Annotated in this window: 13 protein-coding genes; 4 read left to right on the top strand and 9 right to left on the bottom strand. The window is 32.1% G+C overall.

Features of this window, described 5'->3' with window-relative positions; translation table 11 throughout:
* Window positions 1–14: 14 nt before the first annotated feature.
* The 9 genes from ACJJVT_RS08710 to ACJJVT_RS08670 form a co-directional block, all read right to left on the bottom strand.
* Window positions 15–689, bottom strand: a complete 675-nt coding sequence (locus ACJJVT_RS08710; RefSeq protein ID WP_405397977.1) for an acyltransferase — start codon at window positions 687–689, stop codon at window positions 15–17.
* A gap of 39 nt (window positions 690–728) precedes the next feature.
* Window positions 729–1,997 (bottom strand): glycosyltransferase family 4 protein, encoded by a 1,269-nt coding sequence (locus ACJJVT_RS08705; RefSeq protein WP_405397976.1) that lies wholly within the window; start codon window positions 1,995–1,997, stop codon window positions 729–731.
* Window positions 1,998–2,000: 3 nt separating this feature from the next.
* Window positions 2,001–3,047 carry a glycosyltransferase gene (locus ACJJVT_RS08700; RefSeq protein WP_405397974.1) on the bottom strand — a complete coding sequence of 349 codons (1,047 nt, stop codon included), beginning with the start codon at window positions 3,045–3,047 and terminating at the stop codon, window positions 2,001–2,003.
* A gap of 118 nt (window positions 3,048–3,165) precedes the next feature.
* Window positions 3,166–4,533, bottom strand: a complete 1,368-nt coding sequence (locus ACJJVT_RS08695; protein WP_405397972.1) for a hypothetical protein — start codon at window positions 4,531–4,533, stop codon at window positions 3,166–3,168.
* A 20-nt stretch (window positions 4,534–4,553) separates the two neighbouring features.
* Window positions 4,554–5,876: a flippase gene (locus tag ACJJVT_RS08690; protein WP_405397970.1), complete on the bottom strand. Its 1,323-nt coding sequence runs from the start codon at window positions 5,874–5,876 to the stop codon at window positions 4,554–4,556.
* A 339-nt stretch (window positions 5,877–6,215) separates the two neighbouring features.
* Window positions 6,216–8,186: a hypothetical protein gene (locus ACJJVT_RS08685; protein WP_405397969.1), complete on the bottom strand. Its 1,971-nt coding sequence runs from the start codon at window positions 8,184–8,186 to the stop codon at window positions 6,216–6,218.
* Between the two features lie 1,111 nt (window positions 8,187–9,297).
* A complete protein-coding gene (locus tag ACJJVT_RS08680) occupies window positions 9,298–10,572 on the bottom strand; it encodes a nucleotide sugar dehydrogenase (protein WP_405397967.1) in 1,275 nt (424 codons plus the stop codon).
* 77 nt (window positions 10,573–10,649) lie between these two features.
* The gene (locus ACJJVT_RS08675; protein ID WP_405397965.1) at window positions 10,650–11,669 is read right to left on the bottom strand and encodes an NAD-dependent epimerase/dehydratase family protein; all 1,020 of its coding nucleotides are present in this window, start codon (window positions 11,667–11,669) and stop codon (window positions 10,650–10,652) included.
* Complete coding sequence (locus ACJJVT_RS08670; RefSeq protein WP_405397963.1) at window positions 11,666–13,063, bottom strand: nucleotide sugar dehydrogenase; 1,398 nt, start codon at window positions 13,061–13,063, stop codon at window positions 11,666–11,668. Before ACJJVT_RS08670 ends, ACJJVT_RS08675 begins: the two co-directional genes overlap by 4 nt.
* A gap of 288 nt (window positions 13,064–13,351) precedes the next feature.
* Between ACJJVT_RS08670 and ACJJVT_RS08665 the strand changes: the two genes are divergently transcribed.
* The 4 genes from ACJJVT_RS08665 to ACJJVT_RS08650 are packed head-to-tail and all read left to right on the top strand — an operon-like array spanning window position 13,352 to window position 19,597.
* Window positions 13,352–14,440 carry a DegT/DnrJ/EryC1/StrS family aminotransferase gene (locus tag ACJJVT_RS08665; RefSeq protein ID WP_405398952.1) on the top strand — a complete coding sequence of 363 codons (1,089 nt, stop codon included), beginning with the start codon at window positions 13,352–13,354 and terminating at the stop codon, window positions 14,438–14,440.
* Complete coding sequence (locus ACJJVT_RS08660; RefSeq protein WP_405397961.1) at window positions 14,437–16,374, top strand: polysaccharide biosynthesis protein; 1,938 nt, start codon at window positions 14,437–14,439, stop codon at window positions 16,372–16,374. The genes ACJJVT_RS08665 and ACJJVT_RS08660 overlap by 4 nt, the downstream gene beginning before the upstream one ends.
* A 38-nt stretch (window positions 16,375–16,412) precedes the next feature.
* Window positions 16,413–17,195, top strand: a complete 783-nt coding sequence (locus tag ACJJVT_RS08655) for a polysaccharide biosynthesis/export family protein (protein ID WP_405397959.1) — start codon at window positions 16,413–16,415, stop codon at window positions 17,193–17,195.
* Window positions 17,196–17,230: 35 nt separating this feature from the next.
* The gene (locus ACJJVT_RS08650) at window positions 17,231–19,597 is read left to right on the top strand and encodes a GumC family protein (RefSeq protein ID WP_405397957.1); all 2,367 of its coding nucleotides are present in this window, start codon (window positions 17,231–17,233) and stop codon (window positions 19,595–19,597) included.
* Window positions 19,598–19,600 lie beyond the last annotated feature (3 nt).

The raw sequence follows: 19,600 nt of genomic DNA, 5'->3' as shown, positions 1-19,600 counted from the left end.
CGATACTAAATATATTATATTCGCTCTCGTAGCCAATCTATATTTTGCTTAATTACTTTAGCAGGAATGCCAGCTGCAATGGTATTATTTGGAATATTATTGGTAACAATTGAATTAGTCCCGATAATGCTATTATCGCCAATACTAACACCTTTTAAAATTTTTGAATGCGCACCTACCCAAACATGGTTTCCAATTATCACGTTTTTTGCTTTATTAATTCTTTTTTGGGTACTTAGATCAATAATACTGTGTGAATCACCTGTTCTTACTTCAATATAATTAGCAAACATACAGTCATCTTCAATGAATATTGAACTAAACGGTTCGGTCACAGCTAAGTGAGACGATTCAATAGTAGTGGAGTTTCCAATAGATATTGTACAGTTATTATCCTCAAACCAAAATTCTCCACCTTTGAAATTACAAAATTCTCCAATTTTTAACTTATGATTATCTCCCCTCATATATATAGTTAAATCTGCCAATATGGTTCCATTTAAAATTTCAACCGTATTATTATTCCCAATAATGTCATATTTAACATTTAAACAGACACCTTTATTTTTGATTACATTTTTTTTGCCTGTTATACTTTTTCTATATTTATTTTTAAGTCTTAATAATCTTCTTGATATTGAATGTAAAATTTTGTTATTTTTAATAAATATTTTGATTTCATTATTCATTATTATAAATTTTATACAATATTTTTAAAAAAATTTAAATTAAGACTTGCTACTGATAATGTTCTTATAAATTTCTATAGTTTTTTTACAATTATTATTTCTGTCATGCCTTTCAGTTGCAACATGCATACCGCCATTAGAAAGCGAATTAGCTAAAGAATCATTGCGGAGTAAGCTAATAATATTTTGTGCTAACATCTCTACTTCCTCAAATCGATATAATAATCCTGTTTTTTTATTATTTACCATATCTGGAACACCGCCAACGTAAGAAGCAATGCATGGTACGCCTAATAATTGTGCTTCCCCCAGAGAATTAGGGCTGTTTTCTATACTAGAAGGTGATATAAACATACGAGCATTCAAGTATTCTTTTGCCATACCTTCTTCATTTAAAGGACCTGTAAAAATTACTTGCTTCTGTAAGTTTAACTTTTTAAGCAACGACTTTATATATTTACCATAACCATCCAATCTTATTTTTTCCTTAAAAGTACTCGTTTTGGTGATGTCCATTCCAGCCACTCTAAGTTTAATATTAGGATATTCACGCTTTACTATATCTAAGGCCTCTAAAACCTTGTGTAAGCCTTTTATTGGGTATAGTGCTTGGCTTATAAAAATTGTTTGTTTTTTTGCTTGGTTCAAGTTCCATTTTGGAGCTATATAAAAATAATCTCTTAATGATTCATTGCAAAAATGGTACTGAGCCTTTGGATTTACAGTGATTACATGATCATGATCCCATTGTGTACGTCCAATAAAATTATTGCATAAAGTAAGAAATTTATGTTCTATTTTATTTCCGCGTTTTTTAAATTTTCTTTTGGCATGCCAAATAGAATTAAGTCGAACAATATCGCGAAAAGTAATATTTTTTATAATCTCTGTTAATGGTATCTGACCATTATAATATCTAGCTATTACACCAATTATACCCTGTATCGAAACAACAAACTTTGTATTAGGGCAAGCTTTTACTAGAGATAGGCCTGGAGCATATTCTGTTCCATGAATATGTACTACATCTGGTTTAGTTGTTTCTATTACCTTCTTCCATTTTTCTTCCAAACTAGAATCATAGTGTAGTATAGACTCTTTACCTTCTAAAAGGCAATATTCAATACCATTAATGGTGCCTATAAATTCTTTCATTTTAGGGCGTACGGTTGCTACGGTTAATTCAATTCCACTATTGGTTAAATCTTTCGCAAGGCCATACATCCATCCACCACCTATAGGTACAGTTTCGCCTAGCTTTTTGGCAAGGTCTGGAAATATCATGTAAGAAATCCAAAGAATTTTCATAATCTACTTTTGCATTAAGTTTTTTAAAATATTAATTTGATAATGTGGATTGTATTTCTCATCTATTATTTTATAAGCGTATTTACGCACGTCAATTCTTTGTGACAAATCTTTTGAAATCCAATAATTTATATGCTCCTTTAAACTTTCTAAGTTGTCTAATTCAAAAAAACTTCCTGTTTCTTTTGGGGTTACAGATTCATATTCTGGCATTTGGGTATCAAAATCATTGTTCGAAATTACCGGGCAACCATAAGTTAGCGCGTGAAGTGCTGTAAGACCTACTGGACCAGGGGTAACGCAAGCATGTGCGTTAAATAGAAGTTCTGCACTCTTGGTTTCATCATAACATGGGCCATACATCCAAACTTTATCATTTAAATTTAAATTTTCTATTAGTTTTGGTATATCATTATTTTCTTCGTCTGGTCCTACGATTACTAAATTGCATGGTTTTTTTTCTTTATTCAGATCATTGACTGCACTAATTAAAAGTTCTAACTTTTTTCTTTTTTGAATTCTTCCGATATATATTAAAACAGGATTTGAATTACCAAAATGATTTAAATAAATATTATTTGGTTTTAGATTTTTACGTATCGATACTTGATTATTATAATCTAAAGAGTTGTAGATAGGTATTAATTTATTTTCGGAGAAACCGGCATTCTCCATTATATTTTTAGCATAATCTCCGTATAATAGTACTTTATAACAAAGTCGATAAAAGTTGACTTCTATTATTCTTCCAGCAGGTGTGTTATTACCTTTCATTCCATGGCTCCAAGCATAAATTTTTTTATTCAAAAGTTTAGCAAATAAAAGTAATACCCAATTAGATAATGATCCTGGTGTTCCTGTAATAATATAATGTTTGTATGGTTTAAATATTAGTTGCCAAGCACCTTTTTGCCACTCAAAACCAGTATGCGGAATATATATATTTTTTAATTCTTTTTTGAAGCCTGTTAGTTCATTATAATCTATTTTTTTAATGGGTGTTCCAACAAAATCACCAAAATAAAAATCGCACTTTAGTTGACTATCCATCAACTTAAAAATTGGGGCTCTGTAATGTGGCGCTAAATTAAAAATGCAACATATATTATTATTATTATTATTAATCATTATTTTTAAATCTGTTTTTTTAAATACCGAAATATAAAATTTATTTAATTTCTTGCAAAAGGAACAAATGTTTACCTGACTTAGTTGTTTGAATTGAATCTACATATTTGAAACTGATTTCAACATTAGTTACACTATTAATCTTTTCAAGTATATCCAGTTCATCACTTTTGCTATAATTTATGTCCTTGACTATATGAAAATTTATTTCACCAATAGTATTTTGGCGAATTTGCCATTTTTTAATTTTTGCAAATGCTTTTAGATGCTGACCAAAGATTAAGGCTGTTAGATAAACTTTTTGATTTTCTTTGGAAATGATATAATCTTGAGTTCTACCATAAATTTCACTAAAATGAACAATACCTCCATTTCTATAAACTAATTTTCCTAAATCTCCAGTTTTATAGCGAATAAATGGCATACCATAATTTATAAATCCAGTTGTAATAATGTTGCCTACTTCACCAATTTTAGTTTCTGTTCCATCCTCATTTAGTACTTCAATATAGCCGTAAATAGGAGAAGATTCATAAATATATGTCTTGTCTTTCGTATAGCAATATAGACTTACTTCACTGTGTCCATATTCAAAAAAAACCATTGATGAAAATGCTTTTTCTATAATTATTCTCTGTTCCGGAGAGCACATTTCGGCAGTAAGATTTATACCTTTAATTTTGAAGCCTATTATAATATTATGTTCTAAGATATATCTAGCAAGGCTATAAAAAAAAGATGGATAACCTCTTAGAATAGCCGGTTTAATTAATATCAATTTATTAACATAAATATGAATGTTATGATCGGTGAGATAAAGTACAGAAAATCTATAATCACCAAATAAATCGCCTTTATTACCTTTTGTCCAAAAGATATTCTTGGCTCTAAGTTCTTTATCAATTTCAATACCACCGCAACTCAAAATGATATCACTACTTTTATAGCCCATCAAAGAGTATAGATAATTATGATGCCCAAAATCAGACAGCCCTGCCATTGTACTACAGTAGAACTCCAAAGGTTCGCCAGTACTTCCTCCAGTGTTGCGTTTGCCTAAGGACTGGATGCCATATTCATTACTGATTAATTCTTTTGTGTTTGACCTGATAATTTCCTTAGTTAAAAAAGGTATTTTTTTTAAATCATAGCCATTCTCTATTTTAACATTATTGGAGTTAAAAAGTTGTTTGTAATATTCAGTATTTTTATAAGCATAAGATAGCATATTATTTAGAAGTGCTTGTTGCTTGTTAAAGAGATTTACTTCAGATTTATTTTCAAGATCACGCAGCTGATTCAATACCTTTTGATTAATCAACTTTGTCCTTAATGAATTTAGATAATTATAAAATTTCTTAAAAATTTTTACTTCTCTAAAAAATAGCTTTAATTTATTTATTGCCATAAAATTCAATATAAATTGATTTATCTTTTCAAAAAGCGATTAATAATAGAGTAAAATGTCAATGCTTTAATCATCATGTTAAAAGATATTCTAGTTTCTTTAAATATTAATGGTGCAAATAGAACTGAAATAGCTTGTGCTACTAAGGTGGCTACGGCAGCACCAAAAATACCGTAGTTAGGAATGAGTAAAAAATTTAAAATGATGTTGAACGCCATTCCTAAACCTAAATATAGTATTGTATAGCGCTGTAAATTTTCACTTAAAATCCATCCTTCCCTTGACACTCCTAAAAATACAAATACTCCTGCCCAAATATGAAGACTAAGTACTCCTCCAGACATATAGTATTCTTTCCCATATAAAATTAGAATTAACCAATCACTTAAAAAAGTCATTGGTAATGCTATTGTTATAGATAATATTACCATTAAATCATAAAGTTTTTGAAGACGTTCATAATAAAGAGCTTCATTGCGTTGTTTAGCATTTATAATAGCAGGAAATAGTGAACCACTTATAACAGTTGGAATAAAATACCAAGCTTCGCTTAAGCGTACAGCAGCAGAATATTGACCAACGGCAGCGGCATCTTTCATTTCTTTTATCATCACTTGATCTATTTTCATATAAATGGATACGATGATACCACTTAGAATTAGCGGCCAACAATCTTTAAGTAATTGTTTTCCCATGGTTATGGAAAAATTCCACCCTAAGAGTGAACCATTATTTTTAATATAAAAGTATATTAAACCGCAGGTTGTTAAAACGGATTCTGCTAATATTAAGTAAACAAATGCTATTAACGGAAAATCAATAAGTATAAATGTTATTTTGGCAATCGAAGAAATTAACAAAACAAAAATCCCAATGAATACAACAAATTTACTACGGACAATACTTTGAAAATAAATGCCAATTATAGCAAAGCTATCCAAAAATGTTACTGATCCAAGTATAAGGATGATTTTACTAGTTAAGTCATCTTGTTCGGTATAATATGTGATTAAGATTAGGATAAGCATTAATATTGCGGACCCAATTGATTGAAGAATAAATGAAGTACCCAGCAGAGTATTAGTGTCTTTTGGGTTTTTAACTAACTCACGTACTAGAATACCATTTAGACCTAAAGTTGAAAGCGCTAGAAATAAAGCAGTAAAACTTTGGGCATAACTTAAAATCCCTAGTTTTTCGGGTCCTAAATATCTAGCTACCCATACTCCAATAAAAAGTGCAGAAACCATTTGAAGCACTTTACCACCAAAGACCCATGAGGTATTTGCAAAATATCGTAGGAAACCTGAATCCTTTGTTAAGTTTTTAATTTTTTGTAGCATTATTGATTTTGAAATATCAAGTTATAAACGTAGAAATTTATAAAATCGTGTGGGATGCTATCTAAACTTTAGATTATATTGAATTACGTTAGTTATTATTCCTTGGAAATGAATTTTATTAATTTAAAAAAGGAAAATAATTGTTTCTAATAATTCTATTTTCAATTCAAAGGCCCTATAAATATTTTTTATAGGGCCTTTAAAATCTCGAATTATTGGGTTTAATTACATCAAAAAATAAAAATTTAAATTGTTACAGTGTAAATATATTAATCAAATATGATTTCAATAGTTTTGATGAGCTACTAAACTATTTACATGATTAATGATGAAATATTTTTATTGTGGCACAGGAAAACTTACATTAATAAATTGACAAGAATCGTATTTTGCGTTCCAAGTACCTATTCCTCCATTTGTTTCTGCCATTGTATATCCACTTATATTTTCAAATTTACAATTGTAGAACTCGAATCCAGTTACTTTATGGTATGAACTAACAGGCACAGAAGTTACATTAGAGAAGTTGCAATTGTAAAATTTATTTCCACTACTTGTACTTTGGCCCAAAGGGGTGTCAGCAGTTGTTAATGCTATTATGATTTTACTTTTATTTGATACGATATTTTCAAAAACATTATTGTTACCCCCTTGAGCTTCATCTCTATCACCATCGGTGTTTGCGAACCCATCATTAAAATCTCTAAAGTGGATAGCTATATTACTGTCTTCGATATAAATATTCTTAAACAAATTATCATGTGCTCCATTGATAAGTCTTATTCCAGTGGAGTATTCACTATTGTCTTGAGAATAAACTCCAATTAATTCTATATTTTCAAACGTATTATTATGAACACCAGAGAAATTAGCTTCAATACCAGTGTTAATTGCTTTGGAGTTTTTGATTATATTATTGGTTGCTTTGTCTTTTAAAACATATCCATGTCCCTGATGTAAATCTGCATTTTTATCCCTGTATATTAAGCAATTATCAATAGTATTTCCGCTCCCTCCTCCGGTAATACCTATGTAATAACCACCTGGATTAGGAAGGTTGTCGGAATAGACCTTAGTATTTCGAACTATACAGTTATTAGCTCCTTTCAGGTTTATCGCTTCAGCATTTGCATTAAGGCTAAAGCAATTTTCTAAAATTGTATTGTCACCATAAATATGGAAGCCCCTTCCAGTCTGCGATGTATTATTGTTTTGTTCTCCATTCCTATTAATAATAATATTATTTAGGACAGCAAAATCACCCGTAGAAATGACACCATGAACATAATCGGAAATTTGTATATTATTAATTTGAACGTGTTTGCCTTGTATCGTAAGTCCAATACCAGTAAGTGTACTATTTCCCTTAATTAAAGGCATTTTTGTAGCATCTAAATTTTCACCATAATTAAATGTAGATCCATTAGTTGCAACTACATCACCTGGTATGCTTTTATAACCTAAAAATTTAATTGGATTTCCGTTAATACCGGAATTTGATATGACAAATTCAGCAGAACCATAGTTACCTGCTTTTATATGAATAATATCTCCGGCTTTAGCTGAGCTGAATGCGTGAGCTAAGCTCCATGGGGCCGATTCGCTTTTACCGTTATTTCCTCCATTTCCTGAAGTGGTTACATAATAAACATTAGCGCCTGAAGTAGCGATATTATTTTGTGCAATATTTACCGTTACAGTAGCTTCTTGTGTATTTACATTACCCGCTTCATCTGTTTCTTCTGTGGTATATGTAAAAGAATCGGTTACAGGTTCTTCTTGAGTTGTCTCTTCTTGAGTTGTCTCTTCAGGAGTTGTTTCCTCAGGAGTTGTTTCCTCAGGAGTTGTTTCCTCAGGAGTTGTTTCCTCAGGAGTTGTTTCCTCAGGAGTTGTTTCCTCAGGAGTTGTTTCCTCAGGAGTTGTTTCCTCAGATGTATTTGTTTCTGAGGTACTTTCTGTATTAACTTTATAAGTTAACGTGTTATCATCATTTATGGTAACTATACCGTTAAATGGTTCTGATGTTTGTATTATACGTATTTCGGCGTCGGCGTTAAAATTATCATTGTTTAATACATCCATTACTATAGTTGATTGACCAGCTTCTATAAAAAAACTATCATTAATCAATAATGATTTTTCTAATTGAGCGTCATCTGTGCTAATTACATACTCAGATAATAAATCGGCATCTTTACTGCAGGAAAAAAGTAAAAAAGTGGCAAAAATTGATAAGGTCAATTTTATGAATTGATTCTGGACATTTTGCATAAGTAGGTGATTTTCTTTTAGATTTAAAAACTTTGTCATTTGGGTTACAATTATACTTTAATAATTTAGTTGCTCGATGAAATAACTTGTTTTTTCGATGAAATACATGATTTTGATATGGGGAAGGATGTACTTCAACGTAGATTTTTAAAAATTATTTTCGAAACAATATCAATAGATTTATATTTAAATAGCTTTATATTGACTATGGTTGATATAATAACATCATGCTTACGGAGATAAATCGTTCATTGGATGTTTTAATTCGATGAAATGCACAATTTTTTGCAATAATTCGATGAACTACATATTTAATTAACAATTGAGCTAAATATTTTAGTTTTAGAGGTACAGTTTGTTAGTTGATATAGTTGATAATTATATTTTAAAAATGTTATTAAAATGGAGTACTCTTATTTACATTTAGAAACAAATGTATAGTGCTTATAATTCTTTTTGATTGTTTTATAAACTTACTATTTCAACCATAAATTAATTTTTTGAAATAAGTTGGTTGTCTATATTATTTATGGAAAATAGTTTTCTTAAAACTATTTAATTTTAGCTTTTTAGTTATAAAGCTTCTGAATTATTAATTAATAGGAATAAATATAGGAGTAACTCTCTCTAAAATACATTAAGAATGTTTAAAGTTTAACGCATCTATATACATAAGATACACAACGTATCATAATTATAATATTACATTATTCGTTTAAACAAGTATTTCTGATTTCGGTTAACCTATGAATTTAAAAATATTTTGTGTGTGACCTGTTAGGGTATTCAGAACAGGAATGAATTTTTTTTGGTAATATTTACAGCAAAAATCTTATTCATTATAGTTAATATTCTATAAATAGGTCGACAGAAATTTAAGGGACAGGGGTGAGAATCTTATAGCCCGTAAGATATTTTATAGCGCTGCTAAAACCAAAGAGTAGTATTAGAATATTTTTTTGAAGGTAGATTTTATTTCCACTAAGGCAATTGACAATTTAATTAAAATATGATTGCTGAATACGTGAAAAGTGGAGGAGGAGTGTGAAGCTTTATATGGTAATTATTTAAAAAAAACAATCCCCTTAAGTTTTACCTCGGGGATTGTTTTTTTATATTCTATTTAGAATAAAACATGGCAACTTATATATTACAATCTTGCGGTATAGCCATCTTTAAGCTTCCCTTTGACATCGTAAACTAAAGTTTTTTCATGTTTAAACTGACTAAGGTCTGCATCAATAAATTCTTTATGGGCTACAGCCATAATTAAAATATCAAACTGCTCATTAGGTTTTGTGTTTGTGGTAACTATACCATATTCATGAAACACTTCTTCTGGATTGGCCCATGGGTCATAAACCGTAGTTTCGACTCTATATTCGTTAAGATTCTTAACCATATCTACAACTTTAGTATTGCGTATATCTGGACAATCTTCTTTAAAGGTAATGCCCATAATCAAAACTTTTGCGCCTTTTACAACTAAGTCATGTTTTAACATCAACTTTATAATTTGCAGGCTGATATATTCGCCCATTCCATCATTTATACGCCTTGCTGCTAATATTAAATCTGGATTATAGCCATTTTCTTGCGCTTTTTGCGCTAAATAATAAGGGTCAACGCCAATGCAATGTCCGCCTACTAAACCGGGCCTAAATGGTAAGAAGTTCCATTTAGTGCCTGCTGCTTCGAGTACATCTTTAGTGTCTATGCCCAGCAAATGAAATATTTTAGCCAATTCATTCATGAAGGCAATATTAATATCACGCTGTGTATTCTCTATGACTTTTGAAGCTTCAGCAACTTTTATAGTTGGGGCTAAGTGTGTGCCAGCCGTAATAACCGAAGCATATAAGTTGTCTACTGTTTTTGCTGCTTCTGGGGTAGAACCTGAAGTGACTTTTAATATTTTTTCTACCGTATGCATTTTGTCTCCTGGGTTAATACGCTCAGGGGAGTATCCTACATAAAAGTCAGTATTAAAAATTAAACCACTAGATTTCTCAAGCTCAGGAATGCATATTTCTTCTGTAGCACCGGGATATACGGTTGATTCATATATGACGATATCTTCTTTCTTTAACACCTTGCCAACAGTTTCACTGGCTTTGATAAGAGGTGTGAAAATTGGTCTTTTGGTATCATCTACAGGGGTAGGTACCGTGATAATATAACAGTTGCAATCTTTTAGGTCATTAATGTTTGTTGTGCAAACCAGTCCATTCTCCTTAGTTTCATTTTTGATAGTAAGGACACTTTCTAGGTCCAGGTCGCTCAATTCTAATGTTGTATCTTTTCCAGTATTAATTTCATCGACCCTTTTTTGGTTAATATCGAAACCAATAACATGATATTTTTTAGCAAATAGTGCTGCTAGGGGTAGCCCTACATATCCTAAACCTATAATTCCTATTTTCATTTATTTAATTATTTAATTTCTTTAACGTTAAAATTGCAATTTTTTTGAGCAAAAAGCTTTTGAAAAATTATAGAATATTATTTATAAGATTGATACCACGTAATAAAATTTTTCACACCAATTTCTAAATCTATTGTGGGGGAGTAACCGTAATTTTCTTTAAGTTCTACGGTGTCTGCCCATGTTTTAAAAACGTCGCCAGCTTGCATTGGCATCATTATCAATTCGGCATCTTTTTTTAAATTTGTTTCTATAGTTTTTATGAAATCCATCAGTTTTACTGATTTTCCTCTGCCAATATTATATATAGCCGCATTGCTCTTCGAGTTTGAATTGGCTATGAATCCTTTTTCCAAAATCAAAGTAATACCATCAACTATGTCCTCTATATATGTAAAGTCTCTTGCCAATTCTCCATTGTTGTAAACATTAATAGGCTTGTTCGCTAAAATATTTTCTGTAAATGAAAAATAGGCCATATCTGGTCGACCCCACGGGCCATATACCGTAAAAAAGCGTAAGCCAGTGCATTGAAATTTATAAAGATGGCTGTAGGTGTGTGCCATTAATTCATTACTTTTTTTAGTAGCGGCATAGAGACTAACTGGGTGGTCTACTGGGTCGGTTGTTTTAAAAGGTACCTTGTCATTTAATCCATATACACTAGAGCTACTAGCATACACCAAGTGTTTTATCTTATAATTACGGCAGCATTCTAAAATATTTAAAAAACCGACTAAATTACTATCAACGTACGCTTCTGGATTTTCTAGGCTATACCGAACACCTGCTTGAGCGGCTAAATTACAAACCACATCAAAATGTTGAGCTTTAAATAACTTTGGAAGGTTTTCGCGGTCTTCTAGTGCAAGTCTTACAAATGAAAAAGTAGATTTTGTAGTGCTTTCTGATAAAACATTAAATTGTTCAGCATCATCTCGTTGTATACCTAGTTCGTGTAGTCTGGCATATTTAAGATTAACATCATAGTAATCGTTGATATTATCTAAACCGACAACCTCATGACCTTTCTCTATTAAACTTTTTGAAACAAAAAAACCAATAAAACCAGCTGCGCCGGTTACTAAAATTTTCATGATTGCCCTATTTTGTAATAGTTAAAGCCAATACCTTTCATAGTGTCAGTATCTAATAAACGTCTACCGTCAAACACAAAAGCAGGTTTAAGCATTTGCTTGTAAATTGTTTGCCAATCATAAGTTTTAAATTCGTCCCATTCCGTCAAAATAGCAATGGCGTGTGCGTCTTTCGCCACTTCTATAGGGTTGTTGGTCACCTTTAATAATCTTCTATTCTCTTCTGGTGATCTCGTATTTAGATAATCTAAATCAGCATAAATACGTTCTTCAGAAACCTTTGGATCATATACGATGATTTCGGCACGTTCTTCTAACAAAGCATCTGCAACTGCAATTGCGGCAGATTCGCGCGTGTCATTTGTATCTTTCTTAAAAGCCCAGCCATATATGATAATTTTTTTACCTGAAATGGTATTGTAAAGGTTAGCTATAATGTTTTCGGCAAAGCGACTTTTTTGATAATCGTTGGCAATAATAACCTGTTCCCAATAATCGGCAACTTCATTTAAACCATAAGACCTTGCGATATATACTAAATTTAAGATGTCTTTCTGAAAGCAAGATCCTCCAAAACCAACGGATGCATTTAAGAATTTTGAACCTATTCTACTATCAAAGCCAATGGCTCTAGAAATTTCTTGAATATTGGCATCTGTTTTTTCGCACAGCGCCGATATTGTATTGATGGACGAAACACGTTGCGCCAAAAAGGCATTGGCAACTAGTTTTGATAACTCTGAAGACCATACGTTCGTTTGCAATATGCGTTCTTTCGGGAGCCAATGCTCATATACTGCACTAAGGGCATCTTTTGCAGCTTGACCGCTTGGTGTGTCGTTACCGCCAATTAAAACACGATCTGCATGTATTAAATCTTCAATAGCGGTACCCTCGGCTAAAAACTCGGGATTCGATAAAATTTCAAATTTTACAGAATTACCCGTATTATCTAAAATGTTTTGAATTGCTTGAGCGGTTCTTACAGGAAGTGTTGATTTTTCAACAACAATCTTGTCGTCTTTGGCAACTTTTGCAATATTACGTGCACAAAGTTCTATGAATTTTAAATCTGCCGCTTGCCCTTTACCTTTGCCATAGGTTTTGGTAGGGGTGTTTACAGAGATAAATATCATTTGAGCTTCGTCGATAGCTTTATCAACTTCTGTAGAGAAAAAAAGATTTTTCCCACGTCTCTCTCCTACAATTTCTTTTAATCCTGGTTCATAGATAGGTAGTTGATCTAAATCAATAGTGTTCCACTGATCAATACGGTCTTGATTGATATCTACAACCGTTACTTGTATTTCTGGACATTGCTTCGCTATAACTGACATTGTAGGTCCGCCAACATAGCCAGCGCCGATACAACATATTTTTGTAATCTTTTTCATTAATGGAATATTGGGATTAAAAAGGCAAAGATTAAAAAATAAAGCTCGATTAGGAAATATATTTTAGGTGAAGTCGTTATTTACAGGGTTCAAAAGCTTTTACATACGATAAATGGTATATACCATTTCCTTTAACCGATAATTTCCACGTATTAAACGAATTATAATATTAATTCAGTGTATTGGTTAAATGTATAGTTAATTTTGAATCTTATATTTGTAACCCTAAATTGACAACTATTGAAAACCGTTTCAACACCTACTAAAATTTGGCTTTCGTCTCCGCATATGGGAGGCACAGAGCAAAACTATGTTAACGAAGCCTTTGATACAAATTGGATCGCTCCGCTGGGGCCTAACGTAAATGCTTTTGAGCAGGCTATTAAAGTTGAACTAGGTAATTCCGTGCATGTGGCTGCCTTAAGTTCTGGTTCAGCTGCCATTCATTTAGGTTTGGAGTTACTAGGTGTAGGAAAAGGTGATGATGTACTGTGTCAAAGTTTTACTTTTTCTGCGTCTGCCAATCCTATTGCTTATTTAGGTGCTCACCCTGTTTTTGTAGATAGTGAGTTAGATACATGGAATATGTCGCCTGGTTTATTAAGAAAGGCAATAGAAAGTGGAATCGAAGAGGGTAAGAAACCTAAGGCAATTATTGTAGTACATTTATACGGTATGCCTTATAAGATTTCCGAAATAAGAGCTATAGCCGATGAATTTCAAATTCCCGTTTTAGAAGATAGTGCAGAAGCATTGGGTAGTTCTTATAATCAAATACCATGTGGAACTTTTGGCGATATAGGGATTTTGTCATTTAATGGAAATAAAATTATTACGACCTCAGGCGGTGGTGCTTTAGTTTCTAAAAATAAAGCCTATGCTGAAAGAGCGGTGTTTTTAGCAACACAAGCAAGAGATGATGCGCCTCATTATCAACATTCTAATATTGGATACAATTACAGAATGAGTAATGTTTTGGCAGGTATTGGGCGTGGTCAAATGGAAGTTTTAAAAGACCGAGTTAACGCACGTAGAGCTAATCATCAATACTACAAAGAGTCATTAGATCAATTTGAAGAAATTGAATTTTTAAAGGAGCCTAACGGATATTTTTCCAATAGATGGTTAAGTTGTATCTTAACGCCATCTTTTGAGATAAGAGAAAAGCTTCGGTTGGCACTTCTAGATCAGAATATTGAGTCTAGACCCTTATGGAAACCCTTACACTTACAACCGATATTTAGTGATACTAAGCATTTTGTAGATGGAACCTCAGAATCATTATTTGATAGAGGTCTTTGTTTACCAAGTGGGTCTAACTTATCTAATGAAGAATTAGAGCGTGTTGTAATAACCATCAAAAACGTTTTATCATGATACAGAAATACCTGAATTACAGTGCACAGCGCTATGCCTCTAAGTGGCTTGTGTTGGGCATTGACCTACTAACGGTAGTTTTCTCGTTTGTACTATCTTATCTTATTCGATTTAATTTAACCTTAAATTTCGATGTCCATAACTTTTTGGTTCAAATACCTTTAGTAGCAGTAGCTGCTTTGTTAGCCTTTATGATTGTAGGTTCTTATAAAGGTGTAGTACGACATACAGGAGTTAGAGATGTGTATAACATTTTTAATGCCGTATGCTTCTTTAGTATACTGGTTATTTTTGTTGTTTTGGTGAATAGACAATTAGATGTGTTGAGTCAATTCACCATACCATTATCTATTATTATAATCAATAGTTTAATCACCTTTGTAGGTTTAGTTGCCTCTCGTTTTGTTTTTAAATCTTTTTATAACAAAATGAACAGCAGTATAAAAGTTACTAAAAATATTTTGATTTACGGTGCCGGAGATTCGGGAGTTTTGACTCATGGCGCTATTGGTAATAATAGTAAAAGTAGGTATAAGGTAATAGGATATATTGATAGAGATGTTAAAAAAATAGGAAAGAATATTAATGGTGTGCCAGTATTTGCGAGAAAAACTTTAACAGAGGCTTTCATTGTAAAAAATAATATTTCTGAAATTATTTTTTCAATACAAAATATTGATTCACTTAAGTTGAGAAAAACGGTAGAGGGGCTTGTTGATTTGCCGATAGTTGTGAAAATTGTACCGCCCATTGAAGATTGGATCAATGGAGAACTAAAAGTTTCGCAAATAAAACAGGTGCAAATAGAAGATTTATTAGATCGTGCACCGATAACTATTAAGAATAGTAAAATTTCGATGGAGTTAATGAACAAGACCGTTATGGTTACTGGTGGAGCTGGTTCTATTGGTAGCGAGATTGTTCGACAAATATGTAATTACGGGTATAAATCTTTAATAGTTATTGATTCGGCAGAATCTGCCTTGTATGATCTGCAACAAGAATTAAAGCAAAACGGATTTCATAACTTTATTCCGATTGTAACAGATATTAGAGATAAAAATAGAATGAATGCGTTATTTGGAGAACACAGACCAAATGTTGTTTTTCATGCTGCAGCATATAAGCATGTGCCCCTAATGGAGTACAACTCTTACGAAGCTATCAAAATTAATATTGGCGGTACTAAGAATGTAGCAGATTTATCTATTATACATGGTGTTGAAAAATTTGTTTTCGTATCTACCGATAAAGCGGTAAACCCAACCAATGTCATGGGGGCAACTAAGCGTATAGCAGAACTATATATTAGTTGTATGCAAAAAGAAAACAAAACTAAGTTTATAACCACCAGATTCGGTAATGTACTTGGGTCGAATGGTTCGGTAATACCATTGTTTAGAAAACAGATAGAAAAAGGTGGGCCGTTAACATTAACCCACAAAGATATCACACGTTATTTTATGACCATACCAGAAGCTTCTCAATTAGTTTTAGAAGCTGGAGCTATGGGTGAAGGTGGAGAGATCTTTATATTCGATATGGGTGAATCTGTTAAGATTTTTGATTTGGCCAAAAATATGATTAAGCTTTCTGGCTTGAGGTATCCAGATGATATAGATATTAAAATTACAGGTTTACGACCAGGTGAAAAGTTATATGAAGAATTGTTGGCCAATGGTGAAAATACCCTGCCAACCTATCATCAGAAAATTAAGATCAGTAAAGTGCGTGATGTAGAATATGCGAAAGTAAGATCAAAAATTGATGAATTATGTATTACCAATATGTTCTTCAGCGGTAATACGGTTAAGCTTATGAAAGAGATTGTTCCAGAATATGTATCTAAAAATTCAGACTTTTGTGAACTTGATGAGGCATCTGATACTAAAGATGATCAGAATAAAGCGCCACTCAAAATTGTACAACCTTAATTAGTATAACATTAACCATTATTAATATTTTTAGAAAAATGAATACATTGAAAACGAAATTTAATCACTACGGATTATTAGTATTTTTAGGAGTACTTATAGCTTCATGCGGATCAAAAAAAGATGTTGTGTATTTTCAAGATGCAGCAGACTATGAAACCATTGTAAGTGATAATACACATGTGAATACATTTAAAGTAGATGATGTAGTCGGTATTAATGTGTCAACCTTAGATGCCTTGGCAAGTAAGCCTTTTAATTTATTTTCTTCAGCACAAGGCGAGGGAAATATCGGTCAACCGCAGCAATTAGATTATATTGTTGATAAGAATGGTGAAATTGATTTTCCAGTAGTGGGTAATATTAAGATTGTTGGTCTTACGCCAGAAGAAACAAAGACCTTGTTAAAACAAGAATTACAACCATATTTAAAAGATCCGATTATCAATATCCGTTTACGAAATTTTACGGTAACGGTGTTAGGACAAGTTAATAGACCTGGTACGTATGAAGTTAATGGAGAGCAAATTACCGTTTTAGAAGCTATTGGACTTGCGAATGACTTAAATATTAAGGGTAAGCGTGACAATGTTTTGGTAATCAGAGATTTTAATGGAACGAAGGTGTATACCCGTATCGATTTAACTAAAAAGGCTGCATTGAATTCACCTGTGTACTATTTGACGCAGAATGACGTAGTCTATGTAGAACCTAACCAGTCTGCAGTTACACAATCTACACTTGATAACAGAGCAGGTTTAACGGTGTCGATAGCATCATTAATCATTACTACAGGCGTAATTATTCTTACAAGAAATTAGAATTATACTTTAAATTACTCAAATCAATTAATTTTATGAATATTTCTGATAAAAAAGAGGATTTAAAGAATATTGTATCTGGATATACAAAGCATTGGAAATGGTTTGTTGTATGTGGACTTATGGCAATAACTTTTGCATATTTGTATATTAGATATACTATACCTGAGTATGCGGTTAAATCTCAAATTCAAGTAGTTGAGGACAAAGGTGCAACTAGTGAAATGAGCGCTTTTCAAGATTTAGATATATTAGGGGGAAGCTCTCAAAAGATAGAAGATGAAATAGAAATTATTGGATCACGTTCAAATTTTATAGATGTTGTTAAAGAGTTAAAGCTTAACTTTAAAATAATAGCACTGGGTAATGTGATAAATTCTGAGGTGTATTCTAATGCTCCTATGAAAATAAATTTTATTGCTGCAGATTCAATAATAAATAACGCAAAATTAGATTTTTTTATAGAGTTTTCTTCTGCGACTACCTTTGGTTACACAGAAACCGAAGGATCTCCTTATAAAATTTATTCTTTTGGTAATGGTATTTCCACAACTATAGGTGATATGGTGATAACGCCTAATGTAAAAGATACTAAAAGCTTGATTGGTAAAGAATTTAAGATTCAAATACAACCTGTTGAGAATGTAGCTCGTTCCTTAAAAGGATCTGTAAAGATTGACATGGTTGCTGATAAATCAAATATTTTGAATGTCTCTTTAAATAGTGCGATACCTATAAAGGCTAAAGATATTATAGATAAACTAATAACTATTTACAATAGAAATGCCTCTGAAGAAAAGCGAAGAATAGCAGATGTAACTTCAGAATTCATTAATGATAGAATACAGTTAATTTCTGGAAATCTTAGTTCTGTTGATAAAGATGCTCAAGAACTTTTGACACAGAAAGGTATGACAGGTTCTGGTTTGGAGGTTGGTGCTGCTGTTCAAGTAAGTGCTGGGAGTCGTCAGAATTTAGAAAATGCGAAAGTTCAATTACAAATGGTTAGTGGACTTAAGGATTACGTGGATGGAGAAGCCGGGTATGATGAAATGCCCATGGTCGATGTTGGTAGCAATTCTTTAAGTGAAGCTTCAGCTCAATATAACACTTTGGTGGCAGAAAGAAAACGTTTACTTAAAAGTGCAGATGAGCGAAACCCTATGATTATTAATTTAAATGAACAGCTTGATGGACTTAAAAATACCATGCAATCCAGTTTAAATTCGCTTGAACGTAATGTAGGTATGAACGTAAGTACGCTTCAAAATCAATTAGGACGAATACAAGGTACAATATATTCTGCACCTCAAAATCAGAGAGAATTAAGGAATATTACTCGAAAGCAGGAAACAACAGAGTCACTTTATTTATATTTATTACAGAAACGTGAAGAATCTCAAATTGCTTTTGCATCTGCATCGCCAAAATCAAATATAATTGATAGTGCATTTGTGGCTAGTCCAACACCAGTCAAGCCCAAAAAAGCGATTACTTATTTGGCTTCTTTGATATTAGGTCTATTATTACCTTTTGGCGTTATTTATGGTAAAGATTTATTAGATACTAAAATTCGAAATAAGTATAGTTTAGAAGCATTCACTAAAGATGTTCCTATACTAGGTGAGTTGCCTAGGCTTTCGAAAAAAGATAGCAAAATTATTATTAATGATGACCGTTCTGTATTGGCAGAGGCGTTACGAATAATAAGAGCTAACCTCGACTTCTTGATTAAAACGAAGCGTGCTAGTGATAGTAATAAAAATAATGTCATTTTTATTACCTCTAGTACACCTGGTGAAGGTAAAACTTTTGTGTCTTCTAACCTTTCGATGATATTGGCGAGTACTAATAAGAAGGTATTGTTAGTTGGTGCGGATATTAGAAATCCGAAACTATATACGTTCTTTTCAGGAGATTCTGTTGACAAATTGAAGACACCTTCTAGAAATAAAGATGCGGGATTAACTGAATTCTTATTAGATGATACTATTCAAGTTAAAGATATTATTAGACCGATGTTAGTTCATCATAATACGATCGATGTTATATACTCAGGAAAAATACCACCAAACCCTGCAGAGCTTTTAATGAGTTCTAAAATTGGGGATTTACTGGCAGAAGTTTCTGAAATGTACGATTATGTAATTGTCGATACTGCACCAATGATGGTTGTTAGTGATACCTTATTGATTGCACCTTATGCGAACCATATAATTTATGTAACCAGAGCAGGTGTAACTGATGAGAATGCAGTGAAGTTTCCTTTGAGCCTTCGTGATGAAGGGAAATTGAAAGGAGTTTCTTTTGTAGTGAACGATGTTACTTTAAACGAATTAGGCTACGGTGGTAAGTATGGCTACGGTTATAACAAGACCAGTAAAAAGTGGTGGAAGTTTTAGACC

The sequence above is a fragment of the Maribacter sp. Asnod2-G09 genome (genome assembly GCF_045063795.1).
In the GTDB taxonomy this organism is placed as follows: domain Bacteria; phylum Bacteroidota; class Bacteroidia; order Flavobacteriales; family Flavobacteriaceae; genus Maribacter.
This window is presented reverse-complemented; position numbering and strand designations above follow the sequence as displayed.